The following is a 15,135-nucleotide window of genomic DNA, read 5'->3' on the forward strand; positions in this document are numbered from 1 at the left end:
CGACCTTTGCGGTTAAGTTTTAAATCTCTTCTAATAAAGCAATATCAAAATCATTGTCGATAATCACTTTTCCATCAATAACTTCAACTTCCTCATTTGAGTAAGTATCTTTTAGTTTTATTCCGTTTGGGAAGATATCGCCAACAGGAAGTTCTTTTCTGCCCTTTGGTAAATCTACTCCCATAACAACTTTATCTATAAAAGCACCTTTGGTAAATATTCTAGAAAAAGTATAAGGATACGGATTAATTAGTTTGTGAACGCCCGCTCCAACTGCAGGATGATTTCTTCTAAATTGACCTAATTTCTGCCAATGCAAAAGTGTTTTCTGCGTTTCAGGATTGTTTTGAATATCGTCCCAATTCATATTCGAACGTAAAGTGGCATCACCGTTTGTACCTTCAATTACTAAAGAACGATTCGATTCGTCGCCATAATAAACTTGAGACATTCCTGGAGAAAGCAATAGTTTATTGGCTGTTTCGATGCTTTTTGTTCTATTGGCATCAAAAGGCTGACCGTCGTCGTGAGAAGACATATAATTAAGGACCGAATATCCTTTTAGATCATTATTTAAAGCATTCGAATATTTCGAAAATAAACCTTCATAATCGCTTTGAGCGGCATTCCATTTAAATTCAAAATTGATCATGCTGTTAAAACCGTTTTGGAAATAGTTCACTTTTCGATCACCAAAATCATAATCTTGTCCGCCGCTGATTCCGTAACCGTAAACTTCAGCGATTGTATAAAATGGGTTTTGGTCTAAAACCTGCATCGGATGATGTTTTTTCCAAGTTTCAAAAGCGTATTCACATTCCTTTTTAAAGTCAGCCCAAACGCCTTCTTCGGTATGTTTTACTGTATCGGCACGATAGCCGTCAATTCCGAATTCTACAATATAATCGGTAAGCCATTTTATAATGTAATATTTCGGACTTCTTGGATATCCAGTTCTTTTGAAGAATTCATCTAATGAAGCAATTTCTTTTTCATAACGACCTTCTTTTTTCCATTTTTCGATTAAAAAAGGAGGTAATTCTACATTTTGAGTGCTTTCGGTTTTCACGTCTGGAAGATTTTCTACCAAAGTACACATCGTTGTATTTTCAAACGATTTGTAATCACAAACTACACCAGTTCTAACCCAATCTGAAGGCCAAACAGGATCTTCGGGAGTGACTGGACCTGTGTGGTTTATTACGCCATCTAAAACTATTCTGATTCCTTTTTCGTGTGCTTTTTTTACCAGACTTGCTAAGTCTTCTTTGGTCCCGAAATTAGGATCAAGAGCCGTCCAGTCTTTTGCCCAATAACCGTGAAAACCGTAACTCAATCCGGTTCCTTCATCAACCCCATCGTGAATTTGTTCGACAATCGGCGTAAGCCAAATGGCATTGATTCCTAATTTCTCAAAATATCCTGATTCGATTTTTTTAGTGATTCCGATGATGTCTCCGCCTTCAAATCCGCGGAGTTTTCCGGGAGTCTTGGTTCGGTTAAAATTGACATCGTTTGAAGTGTCGCCGTTGTAAAAACGATCTGTAAGTAAAAAATAAACATTTGCTCCTTCCCAAACGAAAGGTGTTTTTGAAGTATTATTCATTGTAACTGATTTTGAGCCAGAACAACTCAATGTTAAGTATACTAAAGATAAAAAAAGGAAAATGTATTTTTTCATTTATTTCAAATTTAACGAAGATTTATAATAAAAAAGTTCCGCCACGAATTCACGAATTTCACAAATTTAAATATGGATAATTAATTCGTGGAAATTTGTGAAATTCGTGGCGGATAAACTTTGCGGAGACGCACTGCTGTGCGTCTCTACCATACATATTGTTGAAATTTTGCCACAGATTAAAAGATTAAAATGATTTTAAATCTGTGATAATCTATTAATCTGTGGCAAAAAATATTGCGAACTTTGCGCTTGTCTTTGCGAACTTTGCGGTTAGGCCTATTCCAATTCTAAAACCAAAGCCGATTTTGGTTCTAAAGTAATTTCAGAAGCTAAATCAAATGTTTTTCCTGTAATAACATCTTTTCCTGATTTAAAGCTTTTGATGCTTTCTTTAAAACGATTTGTTTTTACAACTTGCTCTTTTCCATTATTATTGAAAACAACCATAACCGTTTTAGTATCTGTATATCTAAAATACACATAAGTATTGTTTTCAGGAATATAATGCGTCATTTTTCCGAAATGAACCGCTTCATTTGTTTTTCTCCAGTTGAATAATTTTGAAGAGAAATCAAAAAAAGCTGCTTGTTCTTTAGTTCTTCCTGCTGCCGTAAAAGCGTTGTTTTTATCGCCAGCCCATCCGCCTGGGAAATCCTGACGAATATCGGCATCTCCGCCTTTTCCTTTATCACCGCCCATTCCGATTTCTGAACCGTAATAGATTTGCGGAATTCCACGAACAGTTGCCAATAAAGTCATTGCCAGTTTGTATTTTGGTAAATCATATTTGAACTTATCGTTCATACGATCGGTGTCGTGATTTTCTGAAAAAACTAAAATGTTATTAGTGTTTGGATATAGAAAATCCATTGCAAAATTGTTGTAGAATTTAATCAGTCCGTTGTCCCAGCTTGGTTCATTTTCGTTGAAAGTAGAAGTAATCTGACTTTGAAGCGTAAAATCCATTACAGTTGGAAGATTTGAATTGTAGTTTTCAATTGCACCAATTTTACTGTCTTTCTGCCAAAAAGCTAAATTCGCTTGATTGTGCATCCAGATTTCACCCACAATATTAAAATTCGGATATTCATCTGTAATTGATTTTGCCCAATTTGCCATCGCAGTTTTATCTGAGTAATTATAAGTATCTACGCGGAAACCGTCAAGATTCGCAAATTCAATCCACCAAATAGCGTTTTGAGTTAAATATTTTTCAACAAGAGGATTTCTTAAATTCAAATCGGGCATTGAAGGTACAAACCAGCCGTCAACACAAACTTCCTGATCTGTTTTTGAAGCATGAATATCTGTAATTACTTCACGTCTGTGATGTGTTTGAGTAAAATTTTCAAATTGATTGAACCAAGTTTTAGTTGGAATATCACTCATCATCCAGTGCGTAATTCCCCAGTGATTCGTTACATAATCCATAACCAGTTTCATATTCTTTTTGTGCATTTCTGCAGAAAGACGTGCGTAATCGTCATTTGTTCCGTAACGAGGATCGATTTTGTAAACATCAGATTGTCCGTACGTATGATACGAATGCTGTTTGTCGTTGTCTTCGCATAAAGGCGTACTCCAAATTGTCGTTGCACCAAGAGACGAAATATAATCTAGATTTTTGATGATTCCTTCGATATCACCGCCGTGACGTCCGCCTGGTTCTGCACGGTTTACTTTTTCAGTTAAAACAGGATCGCTGTCGTTTTTAGGATTTCCGTTAGCAAAACGATCCGGCATGATTAAGTAAATCAAATCCGATGCATCGTAACTTTTTCTGTCTGCCGAATTAGCTCTTCTTTCTTTCAGAACATATTTTTGTTTAAAAGCAACTTTATTATTGTTTTTGAAAGAGAAAACCAATTCAGAAGCTTTTACATCTTTTGTATCGATGGTTACGAAAAGGTAGTTTGGGTTTTCTGTTTTTTCTACATTTTTAATCACAACATTGTTTGAAACTGAAGCTTCATATTGTGAAATGTTTTTTCCGTAGAACATAATCTGCAGTTCCGGATTTTTCATTCCTGCATACCAAAATGGCGGTTCTACTTTTTGGATTTGCGCTTTCGCGGAAGCGGAAAACAACAAAACCATTAAGGCTAATTTATAAACAAGGTGGTTTATTTTTAGGTTGTTCATAGTTTTTCTTTTTAGTTCGATTTCCTGCAAGGTTTATAAAACCTTGTAGGTATGAATTGAGTAAAGTAAAGTTTTTAGAAGACCTACAAGGTTTTATAAACCTTGCAGGACAACTATAAGAGATTAAAAAAAGACAAGCAATTTTGGGGATAATTACTTGTCTTTTAAGGGTGTTATTTGGTTTCAATAACGCTTATTGCATATCCTCCGCCCGGAGCAGAAAGCTGCGATAATTTTGATTTGCTTGTTACAGCAATTTTCTTAATTGTATAAGCTTGCGGATTTGTTTTGTAATGCGCATCTTTTGCATCAGCATAAATTGTTGCTGTGTATTTTTTTCCTTTTTCAAGGAAACTGAAATCGATGTTTGATGTACGTGGAGTTTCTCCGTTTACGTTCCCGATAAACCAGTTGTTTGTTCCTTTTGCTTTACGGGCAACGGTGATAAAATCTCCTGGTTCAGCTTCAATATATTTACTTTCTGACCAGTCTACAGCCACATCTTTAATGAATTGAAATGCATCTGGAAAACGGTTGTAGTTTTCCGGAGTATCAGCTGCCATTTGCAATGGGCTGTACATAGTAACGTATAATGCCAATTGGTTTGCAATTGTACTGTTTACATGCGATTTGTTATCAGGATTCATTTTACTGATATCCATTTCGAAGATTCCAGGCGTATAATCCATTGGACCTCCAATTAAACGTGTAAATGGTAAAACCGTTACGTGATTTGGTTTAGAACCTCCAAAAGCTTGGTATTCTGTTCCTCTTGCTGCTTCGTTTCCAATTAAGTTTGGATACGTTCTTGCAATTCCTGTCGGGCGAACCGCTTCGTGAGCGTTCACCATAATTTTATAATCAGCTGCTTTTTCGATAGCGTATTGATAGTGGTTTACAATCCATTGGCTGTAGTGGTTTTCACCTCTTGGCAAAATATCACCTACATAACCGCTTTTTACAGCATCATACCCGTTATCGTTCATGAATTTGTAAGCTGCATCCATATGGCGCTCGTAGTTACGCACAGATCCTGAAGTTTCGTGGTGCATGATGATTTTTACACCTTTAGATTTTGCGTATTCATGAAGACCTTTTACATCAAAATCTGGGTAAGGAGTTAAGAAATCAAAAACATAATCTTTAGAGTGTCCAAACCAGTCTTCCCAGCCTTCGTTCCATCCTTCAACCAAAACAGCATCGAAACCATTTGCAGCAGCGAAGTCAATGTATTTTTTTACGTTAGCATTGTTTGCACCGTGTGTTCCGTTTGGTTTTGCTTTTGAAAAATCAGAAACTCCCAATTGAACTGTTGGAAAATCATTTGTGTACGACCAAGAGCTTTTTCCTGTAATCATTTCCCACCAAACACCAACGTATTTTACTGGTTTAATCCAAGAAGTATTTTCAATTTTAGACGGATCGTTTAAGTTGTACGTCATTTTTGAAGCTAAGATTTCTCTAGCATCATCGCTTACCATAATCGTTCTCCAAGGAGAGTGATTTGGCGCCTGCATATGACCTTTGTCTCCTTTTGCATCTGGCGTTAACCAAGATTCGAAAACTAAGTTTTTATCATCTAAATTCAAGTGCATACAAGAATAGTCAATTAAAGCTGCTTCGTGTAAGTTGATGTAGATTCCGTCAGCCGTTTTTAACATCAAAGAAGTCTGAACTCCTGTTGGAGAAAAAGATTTTTGCGAAACGTTTGCTGTATATGCCTTTTGAGATAAACCTCTGATTTCAGATAATTTTGATTTTGTATAATCGTATTCCTGAGTATCATAATCTCCAGGAATCCAGAAAGCGGTGTGATCTCCAGTCATCGCAAATTGAGATCTTTCTTCTTTAATTACAAAGTAAGTAAGGTTCTTTTGCGCTGGAAATTCATAACGGAATCCAAGTCCGTCATCAAATAAACGGAAACGGATTACGATTTGTCTGTCGGTACTTTTTTGGTTTAAAGTTACAGCCAGTTCATTATAATGATTTCTGATGTGATCTACTTCTCCCCAAACTGGTTTCCAAGTTTCATCAAAAGTAGAAGTTTTGGTGTCTACAATCGTAAAGTCATTCAATAAAGATTTTTTATCATCTTTAAGTTCAAGACCTAATTTACTGGTTTTAATAACTTCTTTATTTTTGTATTTTAAATTGTAAACTGGAGTTCCGTCGTTTTGAAGAGAAAATTCCATTACGAACTTGCCTTCGGGTGATTTTAATTGCTGCGCTTTTGCAACGGTGCTGAACGCAAACAAAATTAAACTTGCGAAAAATAAGTTTTTCATGTTTTTTAGATTTTTAGTGTATTGTAATTTAATTTATTTGTACAAATTTACTTGCAATTACAGGTTTTCCATTAACGATAATTGTTAAATCTTGATCGCCATCTACAGTAAAAGTTGTTTCGTCATGATTTACAGATACTTTCAAAATTTGATTCCTGAAATTGATTTTGAATGTATAACCTTTCCATTCTTTTGGAATTTTTGGAGAGAAATGCAATTGGTCATTTTTAACACGCATTCCTCCAAAACCTTCTACAATACTCATCCAAGTTCCCGCCATTGACGTGATATGACAACCTTCTTCCACTTCTTTATTATAATCGTCTAAATCTAAACGAGAAGTTCTTAAATAGAAAGTATAAGCCATGTCCATTTTGTCTAAAGCTGCAGCCTGAATCGAGTGAACGCAAGGCGAAAGCGAACTTTCGTGAACTGTAAACGATTCGTAAAACTCAAAATTGCGTTTTAATTCTTCTTTTGAAAAATGATCTTCGAAGAAATAAAAACCTTGTAATACGTCTGCCTGTTTGATGTATGGCGAACGCAACACGCGATCCCAAGACCATTTTTGGTTGATTGGACGCTGTGATTTATCTAAATTTTTTACAGGAACTAATTCTTTATCTAAGAAACCATCTTGTTGTAAATAAATCCCAAGTTCTTCAGAAACTGGGAAATACATATTGTCGGCAACTTTTTTCCACTCTTGAATTTCTGCTGGTGAAAGAGTAACTTTTTCCATCACTCTTTTGTGATCTGCCGGATATTCCAACGCCACTTTATTGATTTGATCTGCGGCAAAATCAATGCACCATTTTGCAATATAATTCGTGTAGAAATTATTGTTGATGTTGTTTTCGTATTCGTTTGGCCCTGTAACTCCAAGAATCACATACTGATTTTTTTCTTTTGAAAAAGAAGCTCTTTGATGCCAAAAACGTGCAATTCCGATTAAAACTTCTAAACCTTTTTCTGGAATATAAGAGTAATCGCCCGTATAACGGTTATAGTTGTAAATGGCAAAAGCAATCGCACCATTTCTGTGGATTTCTTCGTGTGTGATTTCCCATTCGTTGTGGCATTCTTCACCGTTCATGGTCACCATCGGGTACAATGCTGCACCGTTTTTGAAACCTAAATTATCCTTAGCATTTTCAATCGCTTTGTCTAATTGATTGTAACGATACGTCAATAAGTTTCTTGCAACCTGCTGGTCTTTTGTCGCCATATAAAACGGAATACAATAAGCCTCAGTGTCCCAATAAGTAGATCCACCGTATTTTTCTCCAGTGAAACCTTTTGGTCCGATATTTAAACGAGAATCTTTTCCTGAATAGGTTTGGTTTAATTGGAAAATATTGAAACGAATTCCCTGTTGTGCTTTTACATCGCCTTCGATTGTAATATCTGACATTTCCCAGATTTTTGCCCAAGCTTCAATTTGATTTTGAAGTAAAGTATCATATCCTAAATTTACAGTAGATCTAATTACTTTTTCGGCTGCAGCCAAAGTATTTTCGTGATTTAAAGAAACTGTATAACCTCCAATTTTTTGGATAGATGAGGTTTGTCCTTTTGCAATAATGGTTCCATAAGTGTACTGAACTTTATCGATTGTTGAATCGATTGTTGATGGCGAAACATTAATGTTTTCTCCGTTTGCCAAAATCGTATTGTGCATGAAAGTCGTAACCTTGAAATGCGTTTTAAATGTTTGTGCCGTTACAAAAGCTTCGTTTGTGCCTTTTTTTACTTCAAGCGGTTCCCAGAATTTTTCTTCCCAGTTCGCATCTTCATTGGTTACACCAGCGTCAACGTATGGTTTGTAAACGATTTTTGCATCTTTATTTAAAGGTGTAATATCGTATTTAATGATTCCGGCTTCGTCTAAATCTAATGAAAGAAAACGACGAACGTTTACAGCGATTTCAGTTCCGTTTTTTAGAACTGCTTCAAAAGAACGATTGTACCATCCTTCTTTCATATTCAATTCTCTGCGGAAGTTTTTAACTTCGGTACATGTATTTAAATCAAGATTTTCTTCGTTGATTTCAATGTCAATTCCAATCCAGTTTGGAGCGTTTAAAACTTTGGCAAAATATTTCGGGTAACCGTTTTTCCACCAGCCCACTTTTGTTTTGTCTGGATAGTAAATTCCAGCGATATAACTTCCTTGGAAAGTTTCTGCGGAATAGGATTCTTCAAAATTGGCGCGTTGTCCCATAGCGCCGTTACCGATACTAAAAAGACTTTCAGACGATTTGACTCTTTCGGCATCAAATCCTTCTTCGATAATGGACCAATTGTCTGGTTTTATATAATCTTGATTCATTTGTTTAAGTTTGGTAATTTTTTAATTAGAAAATGTGCCAATTTGATAATTAGATAATTATCGAGTTTCTTATTTACTAATTAAGTCGTTGATAAAGCTTGGGTCGATTTCGGTGAAATCTTTAAAAATGTAATGGGCTTCATGTAGAACTTTTTCCTCACCAATTCCTACGCTAACCATTTTTCCTATGTTTGCTGCCTGAATTCCAGCAACAGAATCCTCAAATACGATTGAATTTTTTGGATCAATATTTAATAATTGAGCCGCTTTTAAGAAAACTTCAGGATCTGGTTTTGCATTGGTAACGTCATTTCCGTCAACAATAACATCGAAGTAAGACAGAACGCCTGTTTTTTCTAGAATTGGTCTTGCATTTTTACTGGCAGAACCTAATGCAATTCCTTGTTTTTTATCTTTTAATAGCTTTAGGACTTTTAAAACCCCTGGAAGAACCTCACTTTCATCCATGTCAACTAAATAAGATAAGTAATCTTCGTTTTTTTGAATCAGCCATTTGTCTTTGTCTTCCTGAGAAGCCTGAACATTTCCTAATCCAAGTATAATGTCTAAAGAACGAACGCGGCTAACTCCTTTTAAAAGTTCGTTGTCTTCATGCGTAAAATTTATATTTAGCGATTTGGCGATTTTCTGCCATGCTAAAAAGTGGTATTTAGCGGTATCAACGATCACTCCATCAAGATCGAAGATGAATGCTTTTTTATTATTCATGGATTTCAATTTTAGTTTTACTATTTACCCTAAGAGTCAATAATCCTGCGAAAATCATTGAGATACCTCCAATTATTAGAGCGTAAATAGGTTCATTATGGAAGAATTGTTTGATTACAAATCCTAATATCGTAGCGGCTACGATTTGCGGAATTACTACGAAAAAGTTAAAAACGCCCATGTAATATCCCATTTTGGCCGCAGGCAAAGCTCCAGATAACATGGCATAAGGCATTGATAAAATACTTGCCCAAGCGATCCCAACTCCCAACATTGGAAGAATTAGCATTTGCTTATCACCAATAAAATAAATCGAAATTAAACCAACACCTCCAGCGCATAAGGCCAGTAAATGTGTTGCTCTAATGCCTATTCTTTTTGCAATAACGGGTAATAAGAAAGCTACTGCAGCGGCAATTCCGTTATAAACCGTAAATAATACTGAAACCCAGTCAGCAGCATCATTGTAAATTTTGGTAGTTGTATCTGTTGTGTGAAAAAGATGTGTTGTAACAGCTTGTGTCGTATAAATCCACATTGAGAAAAGCGCAAACCAAGAGAAAAACTGAACCCAGGCTAATTTTTGCATTGTTTTGGGCATATTCAATAAATCGGTCATGATTATGGTAAAACCGTTCTGAACTTTTTTTGTACGTAATTGAGATGCAATTACAAATAAAACACCCATAAAAATTAGACCTACAAAAAGAATATATAATTCTTTAGCAAGGCTGTTTTCAAAAATTAAAAACGAAATTAATCCTCCAATGCCAGCAAATAATAATCCTAAAAGCAATTGTTTTTTAGTCGTAACGCCTGATTCAGCTTCTAAATTAGATATATCTTCTGTGTTTTTTTTACTGTTAGCTTCAAATGCTAGAAGTTCTTCAGGAGTGTATTCGGTTGTTTTAAAAACAGTCCATAAAACGGAAAGTAGAAAAACGATTCCGCCAATATAGAATGACCATTTCACGGTGTCTGGAATAATTCCTTTAGGAGCAACATTGCTTAAATCAGATAAATTTGCGAAAAGATAAGGTAAAATAGACCCCACGACGGCACCTGTACCAATAAAGAAACTTTGCATTACAAAACCTAATGCACGCTGTTCGTCTGGTAAATTATCACCAACTAAAGCTCGAAACGGTTCCATAGAAACATTTATTGAAGCATCCATTATCCATAATGTTCCTGCCGCAATCCATAAAGTAGGAGAGTTGGGCATAACGAATAATGCGATTGAAGACAAAACGGCTCCAATTAAAAAATACGGCCGGCGTCTTCCTAAACGAGTCCAGGTTCTGTCACTAAAATAACCAATAACAGGTTGAATTATTAATCCTGAAACAGGAGCTGCAATCCATAAAATCGGAATTTCGTCAATTTTAGCACCAAGGGTTTCAAAAATTCTAGAAGTGTTTGCATTTTGCAGTGCAAAACCGAATTGTATTCCTAAGAAACCGAAACTCATGTTCCAAATTTCCCAGAAACTTAATTTACGCTTTTCCATTATCGTAATTTGAAAATTATACGATAAGCGCTTTGCTTATCAAAACTTTGTTCTTTTCGAAGTAAAACTAAAAGCCTTGACGGGCGTAAAAGTATAAATTATTTTTTTATTAAAGCTAATAAAAAAGCCATAAATGTTTTTTATGGCTTTAGAATGTGTTGATTTTAAGAATTTTAGTCAGTAGATTCCCTTTTTATGAGATGTGTTTCTATAACTTCTGTTGTGTAGTTTTCGTTTTCCTCTTCGTCATCATCGTGTTCTGCTTCAAGTCTTTCAATAAGCATTTTAGCGGCTTTATTTCCCATTTTTTCGCCACTTTGACTTACTGTTGTGATACTTGGAGTTGAATATTTTGAGATGATTCCGTCAGTAAAAGCAATAACCGCTAAATCTTCAGGAACTTTTAATCCCATTTTTGATGCCGTTTTGATAATTGTTACTGCAAAAAGCTCATTTACAGCAAAAACAGCATCAAAGGCTCTGTCGTGTAAAAGCTGACTAATGGTAATTTCGCAAGTATCTACATCTTCAATTTTAATAATTAAATCTTCATTGAACGGAATTCCATTATCTAAAAGTGCTTTTTCATAACCATCGGTTCTTAGTTTACCAACACTTACATAATCTACAGTTGTTACCAGGGCGATTTTTTTTCGTCCGCTGTCAATTAAACTTTGAACAGCTTCATACGCAGCTGCTTTATCATCAATAATTACTTTATCGCATAATATATCATTGGTAACGCGGTCAAACATTACAACCGGCATTCCTTGATTGATAACTTCGGTAATGTGGTGAAAATCGCCTTTAAACTGAGTTTCTTTGGAGAGAGACATGATAAAACCATCGATGCTTCCGTTGGCTAACATTTCCATATTTAGGACTTCTTTATCAAAGGAATCATCAGACAAACAGATCACTACACTATAGCCATGTTCGTTAGCAACCTGTTCAATTCCGTTGATTACAGTAGAGAAAAAATAATGTACAATTTCCGGAATGATAATGCCGATACTTTTGGTTTTTCGGTTTTTTAAACTAAGGGCAATATTGTTGGGTTTATAGTTGTAAAACTTTGCAAAAGCCTGAACTTTTAAACGTGTTTCTTCTCCAATTTCAAGGCTGTTTCTTAATGATTTTGAGACAGTTGAAATAGATACGTCAAGTTCCTTTGCAATCTGTTTTAAGGTTATTTTGCGTTTCATGGCGAGGATTGAAAAAAATCTAATTAATAATAAAGGTATCTGAAATTTTTATAATTGACAATTTTAACGCTAAAAGATTACAAAATATAGAAAGTTTTCAACACTACCACGTTTTCGTAAAGCAATAAAAATTGTGTCTGGTCGAGCATGTTAATAAATTCATAATTTTGAAATTCGAAGTAAAATTAAAAACTTAACTAACAATCACAAACTCAAACTAATTTAAACAAAAAGTATGAAAACAATTTACAAAAAGTTGTTATTTTTATTCCTATTGTTGCCGTTTACTGTGTTAGCTCAAAACACGCTAAGCGGGACTGTTGTAGATAAAGCAACAGGTCAGCCAATACCGGGAGTAAATGTAAATGTACAGGGAGCTCCAAATGGTGCATCTACGGGATTTGATGGAAATTACCAGCTGTCAAATGTTAAAAGCGGAAACAAAATTGTAGTTTCTTTTATTGGTTATAAAACGCAAACGATTGATTACACCGGACAAAAAACTCTTAACGTTTCTTTAGAAGAAGATACTAATCAACTTAAAGAGGTTGTTGTACAGGTAGGTTACGGTACTGTTAAGAAAAAAGACGCAACAGGATCTGTATCTCAAATTTCTGCTAAAGAATTTAACAAAGGGATCAACGTAACTCCGGAAAGTTTAATCAGTGGTCGTATCTCTGGTGTAAACGTAGTTGGAGGAGGAGCTCCTGGAGCAAAAGCGGATATCAGAATTCGTGGAGGATCTTCTTTAAGTGCTTCAAATGAGCCGTTAATCGTTTTAGACGGACTTCCTTTGACTAACGATGTTCCTAGTGGAGCTACAAGTATTTTATCTACAATTGACCCTAATGACATTGAGTCATTTACAGTATTAAAAGATGCATCTGCAGCGGCTATTTACGGATCTCGTGCTGCGAGTGGTGTAATTGTTATTACTACTAAAAAAGGTGCAAAAGGTGGTGTAAAAGTTAATTTCAGTTCTCAGGTTGGTATTAACACGGTTGCAAACCAAGTTGATGTTTTAGATGCTGATCAGTTTCGTGCGTTAGTTAACGAAAAAGGGTCTGCTGCTCAAAAAGCATTATTAGGTACAGCAAATACAAATTGGCAGGATGAAATTTTCCACACTGCTTTAACAACCAACAACAATATCTCTGTAAGTGGAGCTTTATTTGATAAATTACCTGTTAGATTATCTGTTGGTAATGTTGATAATCCTGGAATCCTAAGAAACACTTCTTTTGAAAGAACTACGACATCGATATCGTTAAATCCTGTTTTATTTGATAATCACTTAAAAATCGATGTTAACGGAAACTTATCTTTTGGTAAAAATCAATTTCAAGACGAAGGAGCTGTAATTGGAAGTGCTATAGGATATGATCCAACACAATCAGTTTATGAGGCAGGTTCTCGTTACGGGGGATATTTCGAATGGTTAGAATCTAATGGAAATGTGCCATTATTACCAGCAAGAAACCCTGTAGCAAGATTAAATCAAGATCAAAGAAGAGCTACTTCAACAAGAAAATGGGGAAATGTTAGATTAGATTATAAATTTCACTTCTTTGAAGATTTAAGAGCAGTTGTAGAAGCTGGAATCGACAGATTTGACAGTAACGGAAATACTACAGTAAGTACAGAAAGTATTTTAGGATATCAGCCAAAACCATTTAATGGTCCTGACTATGTGAATTTAGGAAACTATTCTAAATATACAGATATGCTTCAAAATAAAAACTTGAACGCTTATTTTAATTATACTAAAGATTTAGGCAAATTTAAAATTGATGCTACTGGTGGTTATAACTATCAATTGTTTCAAAGAGAAAGATACCAATCTGGAGAGTTGAGACAGCCAAATCCTAATACAGATGTTAATACAAGTCCAGACATTAATTTACAGTCTTATTTCGGTCGTGTTAATTTAGGATATGACAGCAGATACTTGGTAACTCTGAATTACAGAAGAGACGGAAGTTCTCGTTTTTCAGAAAAATACAGATGGGGAGATTTCGGAGGAGTTGCTTTAGCGTGGAATGTAGCAGAAGAATCTTTCTTAAAAGATAATCAAACTTTGTCAAGTCTTAAATTAAGATTTGGATATGGAACAACTGGTCAGCAAGATATTACTGCAGCTTACGATTATTTAAGAAGAGTAACTCTTGGAACAATTAATACACAGTATATTTTTGGCGGTCAGGTTTATTCTACTGCAAGACCAGAAGGATATAATGAAAATATTAAATGGGAAGAATTAGCGGAGATGAATGTGGGTGTTGATTTCGGATTTCTTAATGACAGAATTACTGGAACAGTAAACTATTTTGATAAAAAATCAAGTGATTTATTAGCAGATGTAGTAGTACCTGACGGAGCAAATATTAGAAATTCAGGAACATATAATATTGGTAGTGTAAGGACTAAAGGTATTGAATTCAATATTCAGTCTGATATTATTAAAAGTGATAATTTAACTTGGAATGTTGCTTTTAATACTACTTACATTGATCAAAAAATCGATAATTTAGGAACTACAGTTCCTGGTTTTCAGGGTTACTTAACTGGAGACAATATTGCAGGAGGATCTGGAAATCAAATTCAGGTTAACTCTGTAGGGTATGCTCCAAGGTCATTTCTGGTATATGAACAATTATATGATTCAAATAAAAAACCAATTGCGGGTGCTTATGTAGATAGAAATGGTGATGGAAAAATTGACGGTTCAGATCGTTACAGATTCCACAAACCAGCTCCAGATTATACTTTTGGTTTGTTCTCTACTTTAAACTACAAAAAGTTTGATTTTACAATGAACTGGAGAGCAAGTTTAGGAAATTATATTTTCGATAACGTAAGTTCTAATTTAGGATATTCTGATGCTGCATTAAGAAGAGATACAGATTTATCAAATGTGAGTGCAGATTATCTAAACACAGGTTTTAGATATGAAGATAATGGCACACAACGTTATTTATCTAACTACTATATAAAAGATGCCTCTTTTATAAAATTAGATAATATCACACTTGGGTATACTTTTGATAAATCGTTAATTAAAGCTGCTTCTTTGAGATTTACAGCGGGAGTTCAGAATGTTTTTGTACTTACGAAATATAATGGTTTAGATCCTGAAAGATTCAACGGAATCGATAACAACGTGTATCCAAGAGCTAGAACTTTCTTGTTTGGAGTAAATGCAAGCTTCTAGTAGAATATTGAAAAAACAAATTTTAAAAACACAC

Annotated in this window: 8 protein-coding genes; 1 reads left to right on the forward strand and 7 read right to left on the reverse strand. The window is 34.9% G+C overall.

Going from position 1 to position 15,135, the window contains the following annotated elements; all coding sequences use genetic code 11:
* Nucleotides 1-19: 19 nt before the first annotated feature.
* The 7 genes from ABDW27_RS14190 to ABDW27_RS14220 form a co-directional block, all read right to left on the reverse strand.
* On the reverse strand, nt 20-1,681 hold the full coding sequence (locus tag ABDW27_RS14190) for an alpha-amylase family glycosyl hydrolase (RefSeq protein ID WP_343696503.1): 1,662 nt from the start codon (nt 1,679-1,681) through the stop codon (nt 20-22).
* A gap of 279 nt (nt 1,682-1,960) precedes the next feature.
* A complete protein-coding gene (locus ABDW27_RS14195) occupies nt 1,961-3,826 on the reverse strand; it encodes a glycoside hydrolase family 13 protein (protein WP_343696504.1) in 1,866 nt (621 codons plus the stop codon).
* A gap of 173 nt (nt 3,827-3,999) precedes the next feature.
* Nucleotides 4,000-6,114 carry a glycoside hydrolase family 97 protein gene (locus tag ABDW27_RS14200; protein ID WP_343696505.1) on the reverse strand — a complete coding sequence of 705 codons (2,115 nt, stop codon included), beginning with the start codon at nt 6,112-6,114 and terminating at the stop codon, nt 4,000-4,002.
* Between the two features lie 28 nt (nt 6,115-6,142).
* The gene (locus tag ABDW27_RS14205) at nt 6,143-8,446 is read right to left on the reverse strand and encodes a glycoside hydrolase family 65 protein (protein ID WP_343696506.1); all 2,304 of its coding nucleotides are present in this window, start codon (nt 8,444-8,446) and stop codon (nt 6,143-6,145) included.
* Between the two features lie 69 nt (nt 8,447-8,515).
* The gene (pgmB, locus tag ABDW27_RS14210) at nt 8,516-9,175 is read right to left on the reverse strand and encodes a beta-phosphoglucomutase (protein ID WP_343696507.1); all 660 of its coding nucleotides are present in this window, start codon (nt 9,173-9,175) and stop codon (nt 8,516-8,518) included.
* A complete protein-coding gene (locus ABDW27_RS14215) occupies nt 9,168-10,685 on the reverse strand; it encodes an MFS transporter (RefSeq protein WP_343696508.1) in 1,518 nt (505 codons plus the stop codon). The genes pgmB and ABDW27_RS14215 overlap by 8 nt, the downstream gene beginning before the upstream one ends.
* Nucleotides 10,686-10,858: 173 nt before the next feature.
* Complete coding sequence (locus ABDW27_RS14220; protein ID WP_073413069.1) at nt 10,859-11,890, reverse strand: LacI family DNA-binding transcriptional regulator; 1,032 nt, start codon at nt 11,888-11,890, stop codon at nt 10,859-10,861.
* Nucleotides 11,891-12,125: 235 nt separating this feature from the next.
* Here ABDW27_RS14220 and ABDW27_RS14225 point away from each other — a divergent pair, with 235 nt between their 5' ends.
* Complete coding sequence (locus tag ABDW27_RS14225) at nt 12,126-15,101, forward strand: TonB-dependent receptor (protein ID WP_343696509.1); 2,976 nt, start codon at nt 12,126-12,128, stop codon at nt 15,099-15,101.
* Nucleotides 15,102-15,135 lie beyond the last annotated feature (34 nt).

Source organism: Flavobacterium sp., assembly GCF_039595935.1.
In the GTDB taxonomy this organism is placed as follows: domain Bacteria; phylum Bacteroidota; class Bacteroidia; order Flavobacteriales; family Flavobacteriaceae; genus Flavobacterium.

Excerpts from the sequence above, each read along its gene's own strand:
- ABDW27_RS14190 (WP_343696503.1), bottom strand. The coding sequence starts at position 1,681 with ATGAAAAAATACATTTTCCTTTTTTTATCTTTAGTATACTTAACATTG.
- ABDW27_RS14195 (WP_343696504.1), bottom strand. The coding sequence starts at position 3,826 with ATGAACAACCTAAAAATAAACCACCTTGTTTATAAATTAGCCTTAATG.
- ABDW27_RS14200 (WP_343696505.1), bottom strand. The coding sequence starts at position 6,114 with ATGAAAAACTTATTTTTCGCAAGTTTAATTTTGTTTGCGTTCAGCACC.
- ABDW27_RS14205 (WP_343696506.1), bottom strand. The coding sequence starts at position 8,446 with ATGAATCAAGATTATATAAAACCAGACAATTGGTCCATTATCGAAGAA.
- pgmB (WP_343696507.1), bottom strand. The coding sequence starts at position 9,175 with ATGAATAATAAAAAAGCATTCATCTTCGATCTTGATGGAGTGATCGTT.
- ABDW27_RS14215 (WP_343696508.1), bottom strand. The coding sequence starts at position 10,685 with ATGGAAAAGCGTAAATTAAGTTTCTGGGAAATTTGGAACATGAGTTTC.
- ABDW27_RS14220 (WP_073413069.1), bottom strand. The coding sequence starts at position 11,890 with ATGAAACGCAAAATAACCTTAAAACAGATTGCAAAGGAACTTGACGTA.
- ABDW27_RS14225 (WP_343696509.1), top strand. The coding sequence starts at position 12,126 with ATGAAAACAATTTACAAAAAGTTGTTATTTTTATTCCTATTGTTGCCG.